The sequence below is a fragment of the uncultured Shimia sp. genome, from assembly GCF_947498095.1.
Lineage (GTDB): Bacteria > Pseudomonadota > Alphaproteobacteria > Rhodobacterales > Rhodobacteraceae > Shimia.
The window spans coordinates 414047-435254 of record NZ_CANMJE010000001.1; the positions used below are offsets into that span (position 1 = coordinate 414047).

20 protein-coding genes and 1 tRNA gene are annotated in these 21208 nt (G+C 55.9%); 9 read left to right on the forward strand and 12 right to left on the reverse strand.

Going from position 1 to position 21208, the window contains the following annotated elements:
* Positions 1-12: 12 nt before the first annotated feature.
* Complete coding sequence (locus Q0932_RS02060) at positions 13-903, forward strand: ParB/RepB/Spo0J family partition protein (RefSeq protein ID WP_299349203.1); 891 nt, start codon at positions 13-15, stop codon at positions 901-903.
* Here Q0932_RS02060 and Q0932_RS02065 read toward each other — a convergent pair.
* Genes Q0932_RS02065 through rph form a run of 4 tightly spaced genes read right to left on the reverse strand, consistent with a single transcriptional unit; the run spans position 893 to position 3722 of the window.
* Positions 893-1246 (reverse strand): YbaN family protein, encoded by a 354-nt coding sequence (locus tag Q0932_RS02065; RefSeq protein WP_299349206.1) that lies wholly within the window; start codon positions 1244-1246, stop codon positions 893-895. The genes Q0932_RS02060 and Q0932_RS02065 overlap by 11 nt on opposite strands.
* A 4-nt stretch (positions 1247-1250) precedes the next feature.
* On the reverse strand, positions 1251-2408 hold the full coding sequence (gene hemW / locus Q0932_RS02070; RefSeq protein ID WP_299349209.1) for a radical SAM family heme chaperone HemW: 1158 nt from the start codon (positions 2406-2408) through the stop codon (positions 1251-1253).
* A complete protein-coding gene (gene rdgB, locus Q0932_RS02075; RefSeq protein ID WP_299349212.1) occupies positions 2401-3012 on the reverse strand; it encodes an RdgB/HAM1 family non-canonical purine NTP pyrophosphatase in 612 nt (203 codons plus the stop codon). The genes hemW and rdgB overlap by 8 nt, the downstream gene beginning before the upstream one ends.
* Positions 3009-3722, reverse strand: a complete 714-nt coding sequence (gene rph, locus Q0932_RS02080) for a ribonuclease PH (protein ID WP_299349213.1) — start codon at positions 3720-3722, stop codon at positions 3009-3011. The genes rdgB and rph overlap by 4 nt, the downstream gene beginning before the upstream one ends.
* Positions 3723-3837: 115 nt before the next feature.
* On the opposite strand from rph, the gene hrcA reads away from it, so the two are divergent.
* The 3 genes from hrcA to Q0932_RS02095 are packed head-to-tail and all read left to right on the forward strand — an operon-like array spanning position 3838 to position 6585.
* Positions 3838-4902: a heat-inducible transcriptional repressor HrcA gene (gene hrcA, locus Q0932_RS02085; RefSeq protein ID WP_299349215.1), complete on the forward strand. Its 1065-nt coding sequence runs from the start codon at positions 3838-3840 to the stop codon at positions 4900-4902.
* Positions 4903-4912: 10 nt separating this feature from the next.
* Positions 4913-5473 (forward strand): nucleotide exchange factor GrpE, encoded by a 561-nt coding sequence (locus tag Q0932_RS02090; RefSeq protein ID WP_299349218.1) that lies wholly within the window; start codon positions 4913-4915, stop codon positions 5471-5473.
* A gap of 53 nt (positions 5474-5526) precedes the next feature.
* Positions 5527-6585 carry a TPM domain-containing protein gene (locus Q0932_RS02095; protein WP_299349220.1) on the forward strand — a complete coding sequence of 353 codons (1059 nt, stop codon included), beginning with the start codon at positions 5527-5529 and terminating at the stop codon, positions 6583-6585.
* A 1-nt stretch (position 6586) separates the two neighbouring features.
* On the opposite strand, the gene Q0932_RS02100 is transcribed toward Q0932_RS02095, so the two are convergent.
* From Q0932_RS02100 to tsaD, 6 genes are read right to left on the reverse strand one after another with little or no spacing between them, the layout of a single operon-like run.
* A complete protein-coding gene (locus tag Q0932_RS02100) occupies positions 6587-6772 on the reverse strand; it encodes a DUF1761 domain-containing protein (protein WP_299349648.1) in 186 nt (61 codons plus the stop codon).
* On the reverse strand, positions 6706-6846 hold the full coding sequence (locus tag Q0932_RS02105; RefSeq protein ID WP_299349660.1) for a hypothetical protein: 141 nt from the start codon (positions 6844-6846) through the stop codon (positions 6706-6708). The genes Q0932_RS02100 and Q0932_RS02105 overlap by 67 nt, the downstream gene beginning before the upstream one ends.
* A 48-nt stretch (positions 6847-6894) precedes the next feature.
* Positions 6895-7308 carry an EVE domain-containing protein gene (locus tag Q0932_RS02110; RefSeq protein ID WP_299349650.1) on the reverse strand — a complete coding sequence of 138 codons (414 nt, stop codon included), beginning with the start codon at positions 7306-7308 and terminating at the stop codon, positions 6895-6897.
* Positions 7308-7577 carry a YciI family protein gene (locus Q0932_RS02115; protein ID WP_299349223.1) on the reverse strand — a complete coding sequence of 90 codons (270 nt, stop codon included), beginning with the start codon at positions 7575-7577 and terminating at the stop codon, positions 7308-7310. Before Q0932_RS02115 ends, Q0932_RS02110 begins: the two co-directional genes overlap by 1 nt.
* Position 7578: 1 nt before the next feature.
* Positions 7579-8538 carry an NAD(P)H-dependent glycerol-3-phosphate dehydrogenase gene (locus tag Q0932_RS02120; RefSeq protein WP_299349226.1) on the reverse strand — a complete coding sequence of 320 codons (960 nt, stop codon included), beginning with the start codon at positions 8536-8538 and terminating at the stop codon, positions 7579-7581.
* Positions 8535-9632, reverse strand: a complete 1098-nt coding sequence (gene tsaD / locus Q0932_RS02125) for a tRNA (adenosine(37)-N6)-threonylcarbamoyltransferase complex transferase subunit TsaD (RefSeq protein WP_299349228.1) — start codon at positions 9630-9632, stop codon at positions 8535-8537. Before tsaD ends, Q0932_RS02120 begins: the two co-directional genes overlap by 4 nt.
* A gap of 73 nt (positions 9633-9705) precedes the next feature.
* Between tsaD and Q0932_RS02130 the strand changes: the two genes are divergently transcribed.
* From Q0932_RS02130 to Q0932_RS02150, 5 genes are all read left to right on the forward strand, one after another.
* On the forward strand, positions 9706-10392 hold the full coding sequence (locus Q0932_RS02130) for a uroporphyrinogen-III synthase (RefSeq protein ID WP_299349230.1): 687 nt from the start codon (positions 9706-9708) through the stop codon (positions 10390-10392).
* A gap of 82 nt (positions 10393-10474) precedes the next feature.
* Entirely contained in the window at positions 10475-11680 is a 1206-nt protein-coding gene (locus Q0932_RS02135; RefSeq protein WP_299349232.1) for a hypothetical protein, read from the forward strand.
* 10 nt (positions 11681-11690) lie between these two features.
* Positions 11691-13202, forward strand: a complete 1512-nt coding sequence (locus tag Q0932_RS02140; protein ID WP_299349235.1) for a heme biosynthesis HemY N-terminal domain-containing protein — start codon at positions 11691-11693, stop codon at positions 13200-13202.
* A 45-nt stretch (positions 13203-13247) separates the two neighbouring features.
* Positions 13248-13323: transfer RNA gene (locus Q0932_RS02145), tRNA-Thr, on the forward strand.
* A gap of 223 nt (positions 13324-13546) precedes the next feature.
* Positions 13547-15760 carry an NADP-dependent isocitrate dehydrogenase gene (locus Q0932_RS02150; RefSeq protein WP_299349237.1) on the forward strand — a complete coding sequence of 738 codons (2214 nt, stop codon included), beginning with the start codon at positions 13547-13549 and terminating at the stop codon, positions 15758-15760.
* 80 nt (positions 15761-15840) lie between these two features.
* On the opposite strand, the gene Q0932_RS02155 is transcribed toward Q0932_RS02150, so the two are convergent.
* Both Q0932_RS02155 and Q0932_RS02160 read right to left on the reverse strand, forming a co-directional pair.
* Positions 15841-19275 (reverse strand): translocation/assembly module TamB domain-containing protein, encoded by a 3435-nt coding sequence (locus Q0932_RS02155; protein WP_299349240.1) that lies wholly within the window; start codon positions 19273-19275, stop codon positions 15841-15843.
* Positions 19275-21080, reverse strand: coding sequence for a BamA/TamA family outer membrane protein (locus Q0932_RS02160; RefSeq protein ID WP_299349242.1), 1806 nt, complete (start codon positions 21078-21080; stop codon positions 19275-19277). Before Q0932_RS02160 ends, Q0932_RS02155 begins: the two co-directional genes overlap by 1 nt.
* Positions 21081-21208: the final 128 nt, after the last annotated feature.

Here is a 21208-nt window from a genome sequence, read left to right on the forward strand (position 1 = left end):
GAGGCCCCAGTCATGGCTAGCAAAAAGACCAAGAATCGTGGATTGGGGCGTGGACTGTCTGCCTTGATGGCAGATGTGACCGAAGATCAGAAGATGGGTGAAGCCTCTGCAGCATCGCGCGCAGAAATGATGATTCCCATAGAAAAGATTGTTCCAAATCCGGAACAGCCTCGGCGTGACTTTACACAAGACCAACTGGACGAGCTCGCGGCGTCAATTCGAGAAAAGGGTGTGATCCAACCCTTGATCGTACGTGCGTTGTCTGGTGGCACATATGAGATCGTCGCGGGCGAGCGGCGTTGGCGCGCGTCGCAAATGGCGAAACTTCATGAGTTGCCGGTTGTTGTGCGCGACTACAATGACACCGAAGTACTTGAGATTGCGATTATCGAGAATATACAGCGTGCTGATCTGAATCCGGTGGAAGAGGCGGCTGGCTATCGCGCCTTGATGGACAAATTTGGCCATACGCAGGAAAAGCTGTCTGAAGCGCTGGGCAAAAGCAGGAGCCACATTGCCAACCTGATGCGTCTTTTGCAATTGCCCGAAGATGTTTTGGCCATGCTCAAGCGAGGAGATCTGAGTGCGGGCCATGCCCGCGCGTTGATTACTTCTGAAAACGCCAGTGAACTGGCGAAAAAGGTCGTGAAATCAGGGCTTTCAGTGCGCCAAACCGAAAGTCTCGCCAAAGCTGTTTCCAACCCGGACAAGAAGCGCCAAGCCGCACCGAAACCCAAAAAGGATGCTGATACTGCCGCTCTTGAAGGGGATTTGTCGGCAAATCTGGGAATGAAGGTCGTGATTGATCATCGGGCCAACGGTGAGGCCGGGCAAGTCACGATCAAATATGCGACCCTAGATCAGCTCGACGAGATCTGCCGGATTCTGTCAGCTACCAATTAGGGCGGCTCCAGATAAAGATCAGCACGCAAGTTAACACAACGGCCTGAATAATCAGGATTGTTGACTTAAGCCCAAGCGCCAGCGAGAGCCCAAATACAAGCACGATAGAGACGGTGGCAATGCGTTTTGCCGTGGGATTGATGGCGCCTCGGGTTTGCCAATCGTCGATTGGTGGGCCCAATTTCGGGTGAGATAACAACCAGTTATGCAGCTTCTCTGATGACCGGGCAAAGAAGAACGCGGCTAGCAGCAGGAATGGCACTGTCGGAAGCAACGGCAGTACGATCCCAACCAATGCCAAAGCCACGCACAGTAGTCCCAAAACCGCCCAGATCACGCGCATCAACTCAATCCACCAATAGTTCAGAGAGTACTGAGTTTAAGACCATCCGACCTTTGGGAAGAACCTTAAGTCTTTGATTTTCAACACAGATCATCTCTAGCTCACGCAGCACACGAAGTTTGTCTTCCTTTAAGGGGCGACCTGCCAAGAGGTCGTAACGCGTAAGGTCAATTCCTTCGGTCAAACGTAGACCCATCAACAGAAATTCTGAAACTTGACCGTCTTGGTCGATGGTTTCACGCAATGACTCGCCGTTGCCCGCCTCAGCCTCAATCAGCCATTTAGAGGGATTGCGCCAGCTTTCAACTGCGTGACGCACGCCATTGAGTGTTAATCTTGCGTGCGCGCCTGGTCCAATTCCGGCATAATCGCCGTAACGCCAATAGATCGAGTTGTGCCGCGATTCAGAGCCTATTCCTGCGTAATTCGATACTTCATAAGGGAATAGACCGGCTTTGTCGCAGATCTCTTGGGTCATTTCATAAAAGTCGGCGGCAAGATCATCTTCTGGCAATCCGCGCAACTTGCCTGCTGCGTATCGATCCCCAAAGGCTGTACCGGCCTCAATTGTGAGTTGGTAAAGTGAGAGATGGTCGATGGCCATTGATGTTGCTTCGTTCAACTCCTGACGCCAGTCCTTAAGGGTTTGGTCCTGCCGCGCGTAAATCAGATCAAAACTCACGCGATCAAAGGTTTTCCGCGCGATTTCAAAAGCTTGTTTTCCTTCCGCAACCGAGTGGATGCGACCAAGCCTTTGCAGGTCACGGTCATTCAGGGCCTGGATACCCATTGAAATTCGATTGACGCCGCCATCCCGGTACCCGGCAAAGCGCCCGGCTTCAACGGAGCCTGGGTTCGCCTCGAGGGTGACTTCCATGTCGTTGGATGTGGGCCACAGCGTGCGAACACGTTCGAGAATGGCTGCAACTACGTCCGGATGCATCAAACTGGGGGTACCGCCGCCAAAGAACACGGTGTTTAGGGTGCGGTTGGACACGTCCAAAGCGATCCGGTCCAGTTCTGACAGATACGCTCTAAGCCAGCGGTCCTGATCGATCTCACGCGAAACATGACTGTTAAAGTCACAATAGGGACATTTGGCCTGACAAAACGGCCAATGGATATACAGGCCGAAGCCCCCGTTTTGCCAATCCTCAGCCAAAACAACCCGCTACGAATTGTTTGAGGGCGCGGCCTCGGTGGCTGATTTGGTTTTTGTCGGCGGGATCCATCTCTGCGCAGGTTATGTCGTATCCGTCAGGTTGAAACATCGGGTCATAGCCAAACCCATGTGCGCCTCGGATTGGCCAGACCAACTGTCCGGGCATCACACCTTCGAACACTTCGTCATGTCCGTCGGGCCAGGCAATCACCAGGGTGCAGCGGAATTGAGCAAGTCGAGGTTTGGTGGCGTTGGCGGCGTTGAGCTCATCATTAGCGCGGGTCATGGCTAGCATAAAGTCCCGGCCGTTGGGCGTTTCGGCCCAGTCCGCCGTGTAAACACCGGGAGCACCATTAAGCGCATCAATGGTGATGCCGGAGTCGTCCGCCAAGGCGGGCAGCCCGGTGGATTGCGCCGCGGCGTGCGCTTTGATCCGGGCATTGCCGACAAAGGTATCTTCGGTCTCTTCCGGTTCCGGCAAGTCCATTGCCGCAGCGCCAATGACTCTCACCCCATGTGGCGCGAGAATCTCTGTGATCTCTGCCAGTTTGCCCTTGTTGTGAGTGGCGACCAAAAGTTGGTCGCCATCAAACTTGCGAGTCATGAGCACGCGGCCTGTTGTGCGGCAATCAACTCCTCAACGCCTTTCTCAGCGAGATCGATCAATTGGTTCATTTGATCACGTGAATAGGTAGAGCCTTCGGCGGACATCTGCACTTCAATCATCTGTTTGTTGCCCAGCATGATGAAATTTCCGTCAACACCAGCTTCGGAATCTTCAGGGTAGTCCAGATCCAGAACGGGCTGGCCTGCATAGATGCCACAGGACACGGCCGCGACCGGAGAAATCAGTGGATCAGACAGGACATCGCCGGCCTTCATCAACTTGTTCACAGCGAGGCGCAGGGCAACCCAACCGCCGGTGATTGAAGCGCAACGGGTTCCACCATCTGCCTGAATGACGTCGCAGTCGACGGTAATCTGACGCTCACCAAGAGCAACGCGATCCACACCTGCGCGCAGGGAGCGACCGATAAGACGTTGAATCTCAACAGTTCTTCCGCCTTGTTTACCGGCTGCAGCCTCCCGGCGCATCCGGCTGGTGGTCGAGCGGGGCAGCATGCCGTATTCGGCAGTTACCCACCCCAGACCCGAGCCTTTGATAAAGGGTGGTACGCGGTCTTCGATGGTGGCGGTGCACAAAACATGGGTGTCACCCATGCGGATCATGCACGAACCCTCGGCATGTTTTGTAACGCCGGTTTCGATGGAAACGGCGCGCATTTCATTAAGTTCTCTTCCCGAGGGACGCATTGTAGAAATCCTTTGTTGTCTGGCCTTGGGGATACAAGGGGGTAGGGGCTGGGCGCAACCCCGATTGACCTTTGGGCCAAGCGGTCTTTAATGGCATCTGGAACACAGGATACCCATGACAGACAGCGCACGCCTTTTGGAAGAAATGAACGACCGCTCGCGAGAAGTGTTTCGTCGCGTGGTCGAAAGCTATCTGGAAACCGGCGATCCGGTGGGGTCGCGAACTCTGACACGAACCTTGTCAGAGCAGGTCAGCGCCGCCACCATCCGCAATGTGATGCAGGATCTTGAGTTTCTGGGTTTGCTGGACTCACCGCATGTCAGTGCCGGGCGTATTCCAACGCAGACAGGGTTGCGGATGTTTGTAGATGGCTTGCTCGAGGTGTCCGATGTGGATGCAACAGACCGCCAGAAAATAGACGCAACGCTTGGTGACAATTCGTCGGATGTGGGTGGCATGTTGGACCGCATCGGCTCGGCCCTATCAGGGGTGACGCATGGGGCGTCTTTGGTTCTGGCGCCCAAGCATGAGGCGCCGATCAAACATATCGAGTTCGTTAGTCTGGGCCATGATCGCGCACTCGTCGTGTTGGTTTTTGGCGATGGTCATGTGGAAAACCGCCTGTTCACGCCTCCGCCCGGACAAACCCCCAGCTCAATGCGCGAGGCCGCGAATTTTCTGAATGCGGTGATTGAGGGACGGACCCTGTCAGAGCTTCAGACAGTGATCCGGGAAGAAATCCAAAAGCGCCGACAGGAGATAGACAGTCTGGCCCGAGATCTGGTTGAAAGCGGTCTGGTCTTGTGGGCCGACGAAGGCGATCAGCATGAAAGGCTGATTGTGCGCGGGCGCTCGAATCTTTTGGGGACTGACGAAGAAGAACAGGATCTGGATCGCATTCGGACACTGTTTGACGACCTCGAGCGCAAGCGTGACATCGCGGATTTCCTTGAATTGGCCGAAGATGGTGACGGTGTGCGCATTTTTATTGGCTCAGAGAACAAACTTTTTTCACTTTCGGGTTCCTCTTTGGTGGTTTCCCCATATATGAACGCGGATCGTAAGATTGTGGGTGCTGTTGGGGTCATCGGACCCAAGCGCCTGAACTATGGACGGATCGTGCCGATTGTAGACTACACGGCACAACTGGTCGGGAAACTGATTTCGGACCGGGGTTAGAGGTTGAGACATGGCAGAGCCGAAAGAAAACGAATTTCTGGACGATATTTCAGAAGCAGAAGCAGAAGAATTTGCCCAAACGCTGGATGAGCTGGAAGACGAGGCCGTTGAGCTGGATTCGCTGCGCGCTGAGCGTGACGATTACAAAGACAAGTTCATGCGCGCCCTTGCAGACGCTGAAAACTCGCGCAAGCGCGGTGAAAAGGCACGCCGGGACGCCGAACAATACGGTGGGTCAAAACTGGCCCGCGACATGCTGCCGGTCTATGACAACATGAAACGGGCCGTTGAATCGATTACCGAAGATCAAAAAGAGGCTGCCGCCGCGCTGATCGAGGGGATTGAGCTGACAATGCGGCAGTTGCTGAACACTTTCGGCAAGCATGGTATTGAGGTGATCGCGCCCGAAGTGGGTGACAAGTTTGATCCGCAAATCCACGAAGCCATGTTCGAAGCACCAGTGCCAGGGACAAAGTCCGGCGAGATCATTCAGGTCTCGGCTGAAGGGTTCATGTTGCACGATCGTTTGCTGCGTCCGGCCCAGGTTGGCGTGTCTTCAACGCCGGGCTAAACAGACGACTCTGGAAATGCTAGAAAGCTCCCGCGTAGAACGGGAGCTTTTTTGTGCGCCAACTCATAAAGACTTTGATTTTGATCGTCGCTTTGCCGGTAGCCAATTTGGCAACAGCCCAGCAATACCCTGATTACACCGAACTTTACGTCAATGATTTTGCCGATCTATTGCCGGCCGAGGACGAAGATCGCATTCGCCAAAAACTGATTGAACTGCGTGAAAAGCGCGACATTGAGTTCACGGTCGTAACGATCCGGTCGATGCAGGACTACGGCCATGACGGCGAGATAGAGCCCTTTGCCACCGGGCTGTTCAACACGTGGGGCGTTGGTGATGCCAGCCGGAATGATGGTGTCGTCATGCTGATCGCTTTGGAGGATCGCGTGATGCGGATCGAGGTGGGCTCAGGCTATGGCACCGTCAAGAATGTTCCGATGGGCAATATTATCGACACCAAAATTACACCAAGGTTCAAAAAATCTGACTATGTCGGTGGGATTGAGCACGGTGTGGATGCCGTGATCAAAGAGATCACCGGAAGCTGGCCTGGAGAATATGATGCTAGCGCGATGCAAAAGATTGGTGGTGCACTAAAAAAGTTCCTGGATTGGGTTGGGAACTGGATCTATGCGCTATTGGCTCCGGTTGCTGCCTTGGGCGCCAAAGCTGCGCAACGCTGGCGTCGCAACAAACCGCGGATTTGTCCGGTGGACTGCACAAAAATGGTCAAGCTGGATGAGGTTTGGGATGACCAGCATCTTGAGAAGGGTGAAATCACCGAGGAGCGGCTGAAAAGTGTGGACTACGACGTTTGGACCTGTGAGCGGTGCGAGCACGTAACCGTTGAGGCCTATAAATCCTGGTTCTCGTCTTATGGAGCCTGCAGATCTTGCGGGTATCGGACTGTACAGGGCGACACCACAATCATCACGGCTGCGACCACATCTTCAACCGGACTAAAGCGCATTGACTACACGTGCCACAACTGCGGCGACAAGTGGTCAGGCACTCGCACCATTCCGCGGAAATCCTCATCCAGCTCGTCCTCTGGGGGATCATCATTCGGTGGCGGGTCTTCCAGTGGTGGGGGATCCAGCGGAAGTTGGTAAATCACATGATGGTCAGGACAATTCCCATGATCGTGCAGCCACCCGTTGCAAAACCTCCATCAATCCAGATGAGACGGGGATTGCGGTCGGCGAACACATAGTTTGTTGCGACCCAGGGTGTCACGAGGAACAGGCCGACTCCCAGACCCGATACTGCGCCGGCCCCGCCGCTTCCATCCAGCGTGATGCCAAAGACATGTACCAGATTGCCCCGAAGAGATACGAGGCCAGCCCCGCGCCAATTACGATGAGAAAATCCATGCCGTACTCCTGATTTTTGGTCAGTATGTCGAAGTTGAAGCGACTTGCCTATAGCCCGCCCAGCTGACAGACAATCGCCCATTCTTCGGCCGTCACGGGTTGAACTGAAAGGCGCGAGTTCTTGACCAAAACCATATCGGCCAAGCGGGGGTCGGCTTTTATCTGATCCAGCGATACCGGGGCTGGAACAGCCTTAACCGCCTTGATGTCCACGCATTCCCAGCGCGTATCGTCGGTGGTGGAATCCGGATGCGCCTCGGCCATCACTTCGACGATTCCCACCACGGATTTCTCCTTCATTGAATGATAGAAAAACCCACGATCACCGACTTTCATGTCCCGCATGAAATTGCGCGCCTGATAGTTGCGCACACCATCCCATTCCTCTCCGGCATCGCCCTTGTCGAGCTGGTTCTGCCAACTCCACGTGTTCGGCTCGGATTTGAACAGCCAATACTGCATCAGCCCAGAACCTTGTTCCACGCGATCAGCTCGACACTTTCGAACAGATCGGCCTTTTTGTAGGGGTCATTGGCGGCCCAATCTTTGGCGCCTTCCATATCCATATTCAAAATGATGAGCGATCCGCACATCTCGCCGTTTTCATCCAGAAATGGGCCAGCCATTTCGACAGCATCCGTGGCCTTGAGATAGGCGACGTGCGCGTCACGGTTGGCTTTGCGAATTTCCAGCGCGCCGGGTTTGTCTTTGGCGATTAGGGCGATTTTCATGTTATTCCTCCTTGGGTGGGCGAGAGAGAAGCATCTCCATCGCTTGCGAGATTTGCATATTGTGGTCGATCAGGCCAACAACGGCGTCGGTGATCGGCATGTCGATTTGCATGTGTTTTGCACGAGCCTGAACCGCTCTGGCCGTGTCTGCGCCTTCGACGGTGATTGAGGGATCAAAAGCATCGTTTCGACCCAAACTCAGCCCAAAACGGTAATTCCGTGACTGATCGGATGTACAGGTCAGCGTGAGGTCGCCAAAGCCGGAGAGCCCGGCGAGTGTATCAGGGCGGGCGCCAAGTGCTCCGGCCATGCGCTGCATTTCAGCATAGCCGCGGGTCATCAGGGCTGCTCGCGCACTTTCACCCAAGTTTGCACCCATCGCGGCGCCACAGGCAATGGCCATCACGTTCTTAAGTGCACCGCCAAGCTCGGCGCCGATGGTGTCGGTTGTCCGATAGATCCGGATATTGGGAGTCGTAAGCTTGGCCTGAAGTGCGTGACCAATGGTGTCGTCTTCTACCGCCAAGGTCAGAGCAGTTGGCAGTCCGCGTGCAATGTCAGCGGCAAAGCTGGGACCGGTTAGAATGGCCGGGGTCGCCTCGGGGTCGCAATCGCGGATCACTGAGACAGGGCCCAGTTCGGTCTCCAGTTCAACACCTTTGCAACATGCGACAAGCAAGCGGCCGTTGAGCTCGGGTGTTGTGTTCAGTAACCCGCGCATTTTTTGCATAGGAACCGCCAATAACATGGTCTCAGCGAGCGCGGCAGACATGTCATGTGTGACTGAGAGTGTTTGAGGCAGCTCTATTCCTGGCAGGCGCGCGGCATTCTCACGATCGGCGTTCATAGCAGCAGTTTTCTTCGGGTCTTTGGCCCAAAGTGTCACTTTGGAGCCGGTGCGCGCCATTGAAATGGCCAGTGCTGTTCCAAAGGCGCCCGCGCCAATAACGCTGATGCTCATGATTTGGCTCCTTTTTTGCCACCGCCCAGCAGTGCAGGGGCCGCTTTGTCCAGTGGCCATCTTGGTCGCGCAACCAATGTCATGTCGTCCTGCGCACCATTGCGAAAACGTTCCAATCCGGCATAGGCAATCATAGCGGCGTTATCGGTGCAAAGAGCCAATGGTGGGGCGACGAACGCTACACCCAAATTCGCACAAACAGTCTCTAACTCAGCACGAATAGCGGAATTCGCCGCAACTCCGCCCGCAACGGCCAACAGTGGTGCTTCGGGGTTTTCGGCTAAGTATTCGACCAAGGCTCGTTTGGTTTTTTCGGCCAAGACATCGACCACAGCAGCCTGAAAGCCGGCGCATAAATCAGCGCGATCCTGTTCGGTCAACCCCCCCTTATCCGCGACAACAGCATCGCGGGCCCGAAGGATCGCCGTCTTTAGCCCTGAGAAAGACATGTCACATCCGGGACGATCCAGAAGGGGACGCGGCAAACGAAACCGCTTTGGGTCGCCCACTTCAGCCTTGGCTTGAACCGAGGGCCCTCCGGGCTGCGGCAATCCCAAAAGACGGGCAGTTTTGTCAAAGGCTTCTCCCGGCGCGTCATCAATCGTGCCGCCAAGGCGCGTGAACTCTTCGGGGCCACGCGCAATCAGGAACTGACAATGACCGCCGGATACCAAAAGCATGAGGTAGGGAAACGTGACCTGATCGGTCAGTCGCGGTGTCAACGCATGCCCGGCAAGATGATTTACCCCAACCAAGGGAACACTTAGCCCGGCCGCGAGCCCCTTGGCGCACATGACACCAGACAGGACGCCGCCAATCAGACCCGGCCCGGCACTTACGGCGATGGCGTCAATCTCAGATAGCGAAAGCCCCGAAGCGGCCAGAGCCTCTTCGACGCAGATGTCGAGTTTTTCGGCGTGGGCGCGGGCCGCAATCTCAGGAACAACGCCGCCAAAATCAGCATGCAGGCTTGTTTGACCATGCACCACCGAGGCCAAGATCTCAGGCGCCTCGCGATCGGCCTGACGTACAATTGCCGCCGCCGTATCATCGCAGGTGCTTTCGAGTCCAAGGATGGTAAGGTCTGAAGTCATGCCATTGCCGTTGCGTGTCACGTCATGGGCAGGTAACACCGAAAGGTGCCCGGGAACAATGCTGGCCGTGCCTATGACACATGAAACACCCTTGATATTGCTGACGCGGCCAACTGCCGCCGCAACCGCCTTTGCCAAAAAGCTGGAGGGGATCGCGGCTGAGATCGTCATTTCACCCGTGCAACTGATCGAGTCGGTGCCGTTTGAAAGCCCAGAGTCTTTCACCGGGGCGATTTTTACCTCTCGCAACGGGGTTGAAATGATTGAGGGCAGAGAAGCACCCTGTTGGTGTGTTGGTGACGCCACGATGGAAGCGGCCAAGGCAAAGGGGTGGCAGGCCAAGTCTGCCGCCGGGGACGTCGAAGCCTTGCTCAGGCGGATATTGGCCGACAATCCAAAGGCGCCTCTGGTGCACTTTCGCGGTGCTTTTGCCCGCGGAGACCTCGCAGAGCGCTTGAGTCGCGAAGGCATCGAAACCGCTGAGATCGTTGTTTACCAGCAGGTTAGCCAGGCATTGACGGATCAGGCACGACTGGCGTTGCATCGGGAAAACCCTGTAATTCTTCCCCTTTTCTCGCCGAGAAGCGCGGCGCAGGTTGTACAACAGGGCCCTTTCGAGGCGCCTTTGACCGTGGTCGCAATCAGTGAAGCCGTCGCAGCCGAGGCCGCGGCACTTGGCCCGGTGCAGATGGTTGTTGCAGATGCGCCTGATGCCGTCAGTATGGTTGCGGCGATAAAGCAGGTGGCAAACGCAGGATGAGTCATTGAGAGTATTGGGACTTCTCCTTAGATTTGCTTTGAGTATTTGAAGAACGAAACCGGATTCGAAAGGGTGACAGCGGGTGGCCAAGTCAGACAAAACCGACAAACCGGACAGTGCGCAGACTGAGACAAAGCCTGACGCAGAAGAGGTTCTCGACGCTGAGGTCGTGGAAGAAAGCGCATCGGAAGAGATCGAAGAGCCCACGGATGCCGGAGCTGACAATGTCGTGGAAGAAGAGGGTGTCGGCGGCCCTCTGGATGAAGACATTCAAAGCGACGACGAAGCCCCAAAACCTGAAGCTGTTGAGGTCACCGAAGAGAAATCCTCCGGCAATGGTTTCATGCCTATGGTCATAGGCGGCGTTGTTGCAGCGGGTGTTGGGTTTGGCGCGGCCAGCTATCTGGGATCGCAAGGCATACTATTCGGCGGCAAGTCGGATGAGGCCATTGCCGCACTCACGCAAAAACTTGATGCGCAGCAGGATGCACTTGCGACGCTACAATCAAATCAAGAGCAAATCTCGTCAGCCGCAGGTGCCGCCAGTGATGGGTTGGCGTTGGTGGACGAAACCAATGCCCGTGTTGCCGCGCTCTCGGACCGCATTGAAGAATTGGGTGGAAAAATCCAATCTCTCGAAGGCCGCGTGATCGAGATGGAAAAGCGCCCGATGACCGAGGGCGTATCGTCAACCGCGATTGAGGCTTACGAGCGCGAAGTTGAACAACTGCGCGCAATGGTATCCGAACAATTGGCCGAAGCTGAAACCCTCAAGGAAAACTCTGCTCGTACGGCACAGGAAACGCTCGCCCAAGCTGCGTTGACCCGTGTCGTGTCAGCCGTGGATTCCGGGGCGCCGTATCGTGGCGCGTTGACCGAGTTGGCCAGTGTGTCTGGAGTGTCCATTCCGGCGGCGTTGTCGACCTATGCTGACGACGGGGTGCCAACAAATGTCGCCTTGGCGGATGCTTTTCCGGACTACGCCCGCGTCGCGCTGGCAGATGCACGCAAGCAAGAGGGCGATGGCGGAAACAGGCTGACGCATTTCCTGAAAACGCAATTGGGTGCGCGCTCGACTGAGCCGCAGGAAGGTGAGGACGCCGATGCGATCCTGTCTCGTGCCGAGGCGGCTTTGCGTGAAGGACACCTGAGTGCCGCGCTGGACGAATTGTCCATGTTGCCGGAGTCTTCGCAGTCCCTCATGGCGGATTGGCGGACAATGGCTGAAACCCGCTTGGCAGCCACTCAGGCCGTCGACGCGTTGGCGCAAAGCCTCAATACAAACTGAAGGTTCATTTATGCTTTGGTCTTTGATTAAAATTCTGATCTTCGTCGCTGCGATTGCGGGCCTGACCTATGGCGCAGGCCTTCTTATGGAGAGCGAAGGTGGTGTCATGATCACCTTTGCGGGCGTGGAATATACGCTTGGTCCACTTCAAGCCGTGATCGCCTTGATCGTGTTGGTTGCGCTGGTTTGGTTGGCATTGAAGCTGGCCGCGTTCCTCGTGGCAGTGCTCAAGTTCCTGAACGGAGATGAGACCGCTCTCAGCCGCTATTTTGACCGCAACCGTGAGAAAAAGGGATACCAGGCACTGGCAGAAGGGTTGATGGCGCTGGCGTCTGGCGAAGGCCGCACGGCGATGGACAAGGCGCGCAAGGCAGAGCGGTTCCTGAAGAAACCCGAGCTGACAAACCTGATCACAGCGCAGGCCGCCGAGATGGCCGGCGACAAGCACAAGGCAACTGAGGTTTACAAACGGCTTTTGGCGGATGACTCCACGCGCTTTGTAGGTGTGCGTGGGTTGATGCGACAGAAACTGAATGAAGGCAAAACCGACACGGCATTGAAATTGGCCGAAACCGCCTTTGCCCTCAAACCACGGCACGAAGAGACACAGGACGTGTTGCTCAAGCTGCAGGCCGAATCTGGTGATTGGTCGGGGGCACGCGAAACCCTGAATGCCAAACTGCGGACGGGTAGTCTGCCACGTGATGTGCATCGCCGACGTGACGCCGTTCTGGCGCTGTCCGAAGCCAACGACATTTTTGATGATGCCAAGCCGATTGAGGCGCGCGAGGCGGCCATTGAAGCCAACCGTTTGTCCCCTGATCTCATCCCAGCTGCTGTTATGGCGGCACGTGGATATATCGAGCAGGACAAAAAGCGCTATGCAACGCGGGTTCTGAAAAAGGCGTGGCAGGTGCAACCGCACCCCGATCTTGCCGCCGCTTATGCAGCAATCGAACCTGACGAAAGCCCAGAGGCGCGGATCAAACGATTTGGCGCACTGACAAAAGGCACACAGGATCATTCGGAAACCCGCATGGTTATGGCAGAGCTGCAAATCGCAGCCGAGGACTTTCCGGAAGCACGTCGCGCGCTGGGCGATTTGTTTGAGACCGATCCATCAACACGGTCTTTGACCATCATGGCCGCGATTGAGCGGGGTGAGGGCGGATCAGATGCTGTGGTCAAGGGCTGGCTGGCCCGCGCATTGACGGCGCCGCGTGGACCGCAATGGGTTTGCGACAATTGTCACAACATTCACTCGGGATGGACTCCGGTCTGCGAAAACTGTCAGAGCTTTGACACGTTGAGCTGGACTGCCCCACCCGAAGTCGAAGTCGCCAGCCCGACCGGGGTTGAGATGTTGCCGTTGATCGTGGGTGCGATCGAAGATCAAAGCGACGATGAGGATGAGGACGAGTTGATCGAAGCTGAGATTGTCGAAGACGTGGAGGACGCCGAAGACATGCCGGACGTCGACGAAGCTGACGACGAATCAGAACTTGAAAAGGTGGAAAAATAACTCTTTTCGACGTCGCATCTGGGTGCTATGAGCGCCCGCGCAAGTGCCTCAATAGCTCAGCTGGTAGAGCAGGTCCTTCGTAAGGACAAGGTCGGGGGTTCGAGTCCCTCTTGAGGCACCACGCATTGCCAAGCTCCTAATGATCATAAAAGTGCACCCCGTGGCATCATGCCTCTGTCTTTTCCGGCTCGGGTCAATTGAAATTCCTGCGCCACTGATTTAAAGGGGCGGCATACGTGGTGTTGCTGCGACTGCAAAAGCCGTGGCGACGTACAACCGAGGATTTGTAGCAAAGCTACGCAAGTCACCAAAGTCTCCTTTAATCGCTGAAAGGTAGAGATAACATGGCCGATAAACTGAACGCAGACATATTGTATACCATTGTAGACGAAGCGCCCGAACTGGCCTCGGCTTCGTTTCTTCCGATTATTCGCAAGTTCGTTTCCGCAGCAGGGATCACCGTTGGAACACCCGATATTTCGCTCTCGGGCCGTATCATCGCGACCTTTCCGGAAAACCTGACCGCAGAACAGCGCCAGTCGGACGATCTGGCCGCACTGGGCGAGCTGGTCAAAACTCCTGCAGCGAACGTCATCAAGCTGCCGAACATCTCGGCCTCGGTGCCGCAATTGGTTGCCGCTGTCGAAGAGCTTCAGGCGCAAGGTTATGACATCCCATCTTATCCCGAAGAGCCGTCGACTGACGAAGAGAAAGCTGTCCGTGCGCGTTATGATGCGATCAAGGGCTCGGCTGTGAACCCGGTGCTGCGCGAAGGCAACTCGGACCGCCGTTCGGCCAAAGCCGTTAAGAACTATGCTCAAAACAACCCGCATTCGATGGGGGCCTGGGCCTCTGACAGCAAAACCAAAGTGTCCAGCATGCCGGGCAACGACTTTTATGCCAATGAAGTGTCGGCCACGATCACGGCCGCACAGGCTGGTGATGCCAAGATCGAGTTTGTCGGCAAAGACGGCTCTGTTTCGCTGCTGAAAGACGGCTGGCCGCTGGATGAAGGCACCGTGGCGGACGCGACCTTTATGTCGGCCAAAGCGCTGGGCGCTTTCCTTGCGGACGCCATTGAAGACACCAAGAAAGACGGCACCATGTTCTCGCTTCACATGAAAGCGACGATGATGAAGGTCAGCGACCCGATCATCTTTGGTCACGCGGTCAAGGCATGGCTCGCGCCAGTTTTTGAGAAGTTTGGTGCAGAAATGGATGCGCTGGGCGTCAACCCGAACTCGGGCATGGGTGATCTTCTGGAACGTGTTGCTGGCAATGCCGATATCATGGCGGCCATCGATGCGGCGACCTCAGACCGCCCGGCCATGTATATGGTCGACAGCGACAAAGGCATCACCAACCTGCACGTTCCTTCGGATGTGATTATTGATGCGTCTATGCCTGCCGTGATCCGCGCGGGCGGCAAAGGCTGGGATGCAGCCGGCGCCAAGGGTGACACCAACTGTGTGATTCCGGACCGCTGCTATGCGACCGTCTATGACGAAACCATCAACTTTTTCAAAGCCAACGGCGCGCTGGACGTAACCACTTGTGGGTCTGTCGCCAACGTTGGCCTGATGGCGCAGAAAGCTGAAGAGTACGGCTCGCACCCGACCACATTCGAGGCCCCTGCAGATGGCGCAATCCGCATCGTTCTGGCGAACGGTGAAACGCTGCATAGCCACGATGTTGAGGCCGGTGACATCTGGCGTTCTTGCACCGCCAAGAAGGCGCCAATCGATAACTGGATCGAACTGGCAATGGATCGTCAGCGTCTGACCGGATCCGAAGCGATTTTCTGGCTCGACGCCAACCGCGCGCATGATGCCGAGCTGATCAAATATGTTGAACCCGCGCTGGCTGCTGCCGGTGTTGCTGACAAATTCCAGATCATGGCGCCGCGCGAAGCGACCGCACAGTCGCTGAAAACCATCACGGCCGGCAATGACAGCATCGCCATCACCGGCAATGTGTTGCGGGACTATTTGACTGACTTGTTCCCGATCCTCGAGCTTGGCACCTCGGCCAAGATGTTGTCGATCGTAAAGCTGATGAAAGGCGGCGGTTTGTTTGAAACCGGCGCTGGTGGGTCTGCCCCGAAACACGTGCAACAGCTGGTTGAGCAAAACCACTTGCGCTGGGATTCAATGGGCGAGTTCTGCGCGCTTGGTGAATCGCTTAACTTCCTGGCCGATACGCAAGGCAACGCCAAGGCAGGTGTTCTTGGTCGCGCGGCTGAAGCGGCCACCCAGGGTATTCTGGACAACAACAACTCGCCGAGCCGCAAGGTTGGTGAGCCAGACAACCGCGACAGCCACTATTGGTTTGCACGCTACTGGGCCGAAGCATTGGCGGCGCAATCTGACGACGGCGATCTGGCTGCCGAGTTTGCCCCTGTCGCGAAGGCATTGGCAGATGGCGAAGCGGCGATTGCTGCTGAGTTGGTTGCCGCTCAGGGACCGGCCGCCGAGATTGGTGGTTACTACCGTCCCAGCGCCGAGCTGAAAGCCAAGGTGATGCGCCCTTCCGCAACGTTGAACGTCATCATCGACTGAACGTCAGCTTAGAAAATGAAATGCGCCCGGGTTTAGTGCCCGGGCGTTTTTTGTTGTCTGGTCTGAGAAAGCTGGGAACGTTAATAGTCGTGCTTAAAAAACAGGCCTATTCCAGTGTCCGAGTCTGAATCAACACGGCCTTTGACCGTGATCTTGCTGCTGACATCTAGGTTCAAACTTATAGAGCTTTCGCCTTTCCCATTAACTTCGATTTCTGTGTAGACGCTCTCTGTCAGGTGTTTGCCCGCGCTCAGCCCTGCAGTACCATCCTCGTCGGTTGTGATGTCGAGATTATCAAGGCCGATGCCCTTGCGCACGCCGCCGAACAGTCCATTGCCTCCGCCTTGTCCACGAAGCGATGCAACGGCGCTTGCCAGTTGTGCGGCTTGGATGGCCGAGATTTTTTCTAGATTTTGACCAAATAAGATCAGCGATAACGCCTCTTCCTCTGGCATGTCCGGAGAGGAATTTACACTAAAGTCAGGATCGGTTGCACGCCCCTCCAGGACAATTTCAAAACTTGCTTCGCTTGTCGAAGTCTCAGCAATCATTCTTAGATAGGGCACAAAATCCCCCTCAAGACGTACAACGCCCTCGGTTAAGTCCAACCGCTTTGTGAGGAAATCAATCCGTCCGCGCGTTAAATCAAACTCTCCAGCGGTGGTAATCGAATTGGTCGGGCCTTGGAGGCCAAACTCACCCTCAAATTCGGCATCCAACCCAAGACCCCGCACAAACACCTTGTTGTTGGCGCGCACGATTAAGTCCAACACAAATGGCGGCGCGGAGGATCCTGCACCCTTATCAGGTTCGGGAAGAACACCAGCAAACCCACGCGTTCGATAGGTTTTCCCTGTCTCTCCAACGTGATTGATGAGTGGAATGGCTTCTGTTCCCATGCTCACGCCCGCGACGTTGATCTCGGTTGTGACAAGGTCGATCAGGCCAGAGATCAGCGCGCCGCCCGTCAGAGGGCCGTTGATGCGAATTTCGCCCAATAGCTCGGTCTCAAGCAGGTCGTCATACCGTACAATTGCGTTTCTGAGAGCGAGGGTAACATCTCCGTTGAAGGGCGCCTGCAGACCAATCGCGCCGTTGACGCCAAAGCGCCCACCCGCTCTGACCGCGCCATCAACCGCTACAGTCGCAGAAGCCCCGGCAATCGTTGTACGCACGTCCAGCTCAGACAAAGCCATGTTAAACTCTGGCGCCGTGAGGCGTGCGCCGGAACTGGTCACGTTGCCGCTCAGGTTTTCCAGCGCAAAGGGCCCATTGATCGCAAGATCAAAAGAGCTGCTACCCTGCAGGGCAACTGCGTCCGTCAGTGTGTTGGCCAACTCTAGTGGAACCCGGCCGGAAACTTTTAGATCACCGGATTGAAAGTCGTCGTTTAGCATTCCTTGAGCCGCCAGCTCAAAGATGGATGACCCTTTGCCGGTCACGTCGATTTTCCAACCTCCGTCTGTTTGATCGGCCTTGGCTTGCAAACTGGCGGTGCCACTGAGCGCCGGAACCAAAGCACCAACCGCTCCGATTGCGACATCCAATTGGACAGCGCCGGTTTTGCCAGTTTTGGGCAGAATTAGAGACGCACTAATCGTTGTTTCGCCAGGCGCGGTGCTTTCAACGCGAGCAGCCCAGCCTTCGGCGGTCTCATTGGCGTCACCGGCTACCGTCACCGGGCCGCGAAAATCCGGGGTCAGCCGGTTAACGTCGTCAAGAGCGGCGGAGAACTCTAATGCGCCCTCACCAGTTCTGAGATCTCCACGGGCGTCCGCGGTCAGTGCTTCTGACTTGAACTCAAAGTCGCGCAGATTAACACCATCTCCGTCACGCTTAATGGACAGAGTCAGAGCAGTTTCTTCCCCCGTCAAAGCGTCGAGGGTCGGCTCTCCGGTCAAAAGGTTTTCTGCCAGAGCTGATAGAGTCAGATCAAAAGCGCCGCCAAGAGGTTGGGCGGTGCCGGACAATCGCGCTTCGGCAGAACCCCGCAATGGGCGCTGGATAATCGGTTCGAGAAAGGCGAGGTCACGAATTGATGCCTCGGCGTCGGCGGTAACGGTCAATTCCTCAAAGGGGCCCGTTATTTCACCCGCGGCAGAGATAAGGCTGTCTTGGGCCTCAAGCTCCAGGCTCTCAAAGCGGAATGGCGTGCCGGCCTTCCAGGCAAACCGTGTGGCAATTCGGGCAACTTCGCCAATTGCATTGGCCGCATCCGGCTTTTCCGGATCGGTGGCCGAGACACCAACGGCCCGCAATGAGATATCGGCGGTTAGATCGGGAACATCCAGATGGCGTATGGTGCCGGTGCCATCGAGGCTGATCGACGCCATCGTGATCTCTGGCAGGATCAGGCCCTGCATTTGGCCGCGCAGCGCCCACCCGTCTCCCTGTGACACATCATAGCGAAGATCAAGGTTGGCGCCTTGCAGGCTTATGCCATTAACGGAAGGCAGCTTAACGGGTGTGCCCTCGGGATCAGAAATCGCAATGTCGAACGCAATCTGCTCGGGCAATCCTTTGGGCGCAAGAACCATCTCACCCTGTACCCGAAAGGACCGGGTGCTGATCAAAAGCTGGTCAAGATGTGTACGCAAGTCAGAGCTGCGGCGTACTATCGTAGTCAGCGAGACATTGGGTCCAAAGAAGTCGGCATATTCGGGCGCAAAGAGTGGCGCCATATCGCCTGAAATATCAACGCCGAACACTTGGGCTTCGCCGGTTGTTACACCTTGATCATCCAGCTCGGGCAGCATTTGTGTTCCGATCGTTCCGGTCAATCTTGGCTGGCCGTCAGTGGTCAGATCAAAATTGGCAACATAGGCGCTGATTGGTCCATTTCCGGAAACCGACATCGTCAAAGGTGGTTTGTCGGGGATGTTCAAAAGGGCCGCAACAATCCCGTCATCGCCTTCGGTCAAATCCAGATTGATGTCCAGCACCTGGCCCGCGTTGTCAAAACCACCTTTTAAGCGCACGTGACCTTGCGGGCCGTCCGTGCGCGTAATGTCGAGCGCTGCCGCGCCACTGCCGTCAACCAGCGACAAGTTTCCCAAAACCGAAAAACTGGCGGTCTCTCCCAATATGGTTTCACCAAGAGCAACCCGCGCAGCATTCACTTCGCCGATATTGATTCTAACGGGCAATTCAGGCAGCGAAAATGAGCCCGCCTCGGGGCTGGGCGCTGACGGCTCGCTTTTGGGAAGGCGATCAATGAGGATTTCAGCAGCGGTGAGCTTGTCCACTTCGACGCGCCCACGCAGCAACGCGGAACGCGTCCAGATCAGATCAACATCAGACAGAGTGAGCCAAGGTCCGTCGGCATCAGAAATAATTAATCGATCAATGCTGGCATTTGAACTGAGAGCACCTTGGAAGCCTTCGATGGTAACCTCTCGACCAGCCCCTGACAGGGTGCTTTCTAGAAATGTCGTCAGGCGACCTTTGTCCTCTTCTTCGTCGGCGAAGGCCGCAAGAGGCAGGAAACAAAGCCATATGAGGTAAAGCCACCGCATCAAAACGCCTGTCCAATGCCGACGTAGATCTGTGCATTGCTCGACGTTCCTCCGGATACAGGAAAGCCCAGATCAACCCGAATTGGCCCAAAGCTGGTATGGTATCTCACGCCCAAACCGGCGCCAGCTTGCCAATTCCCAGAGCCAGTGAAGTTGCTGGTTTCACCGACAAATCCGGCGTCATAAAACGCAACGGTTGAAATAGATTCTGTCGTGCGCACGCGCAACTCGCCCGAGATACCAACAAAAGAAAGCCCGCCGCTATCCCTGCCATCGACTGTGACGAAATTCGATTGGTAAGGTTGGCCACGAACCGTGCCACTGCCACCCGAGAGGAAAAGCATATTTGGTGGAGTTTCAGCTATTGATGGTCCCAGAATGCTACCTAGCTGAAGTCGACCAGCAGCGACCACACGCCCATTGCCGATAGAACGGTAAGCGCGGGTGTCCGCAAATACAAACACACCCGGCGCACCATCCCCAAATGCAGCATAGGGCATGAGTGTCCCGCTTAGATAGTAACCGCGCGTGGCGTCCAGAACATCATCCCTTTGGTCCCAGGTTGCCCTGAAAGGGAGGCCAAGTATTTGAAAATCGCGATTACCATAATCGTCGGTTGATTGAGACACCTCGGCCAGAAAACCGGCAGAAGCGGTAAACTTGGGGGAAAAGACACGCGTCAAAAACACGTTCACCCCAAGCCTGTCCAATTCATACAGTGGGTCGTCAATCGTCTCTAAATCGAGGCCAAAGGAAAGGTCTGTGTCAGGCCGAAATGTTGCCGGGCGTGTGAGTTCAGTGTTGAGCCGGATGTCCATGCCGCCAGTTTGCGCGCCAATACCGCTGACTTCTCCATCTACGAGAAAGCGCTCACCTCCGCCAAGGAGGTTACGATGTAGCCACGCCGCAGAAACCGTAAGACCGTCACGGGACTCAATCTCAGCGCCAAAGGTGATCCGGCGTGGTTTGTCGTCCTCGACCTGGATGTCGATATCCAATGTCTGATTAGGCCCGATCTTGTCGGCTTCGGTGATCGAGACTGATCGGAACACACCAGCCCGACGCAAGCGGCGCCCGATCCTGTCCAATTCGTCCGGGGTAAAGGTTTCTCCGATAGGCAGGGCGATGATTTCGCGCAAACGCTCTTCCGAGATCTTTGTGTTTCCCGAAATGTGCAGCGCCCCAAATCGCAATTTTGGACCCGGCTCGAGACCGATGTCCACGTCCAGCTCAGCGTTTCGATGGTCTGCTGTGATTGACTGATCTGTTACGCTGGCCTTGGCGTGGCCCTGATCGCGCCATCCCGCGACGCCCTGTCGGGCAGCTTGGGAAATAGCGCCGGTTTTTGCGGGTTCTCCGGTTTGAAAGCGCTCCGTGATTTCAGAGTCTGGCGCCAACGGACCAAGATCTGTTCGACCGAACTTAAACGGCGACCCCGGAGAGATCCGAAGTTCGATGCGTTGTACCGACCGGATGGTTTCGAATGGCGGCAAGGTCGCGGCCTCGCGCCCATCAACCAGAATGCTGATCTCGGGTCCAAAATACCCTTCAGCATACAGAACCGACAAAAGCCGACGATAGTCGGCCCGAGCGGAAGAAACGATATCGTGTGCTTCTTCAATCTCGTCACGTTGGGCTGTGAAAACCAGCGACGCGTTTTCTAATGGTCTGCGCAGGTCGTCGGCCTCTTCTGGCAGAATCAGAATTGCTTCGAAAGTACCTGCAACCACAGAAGATGTTGCCAGCATCACCCCAAAAAGGGCGCTGGTTATTGCCACGCGAGTTCGGGCTGGCAGCCTCCCCATGAACACTCCTGACACTGTCGTTGGCCACAACCTAACGCAGCCCTACTGTGTTGAACATAGCTCCATTGTCTGTTTGGTCGATAATTGCGCATTCATCGCAAAATGCTGCCTTTTATTCCGGCGCAATA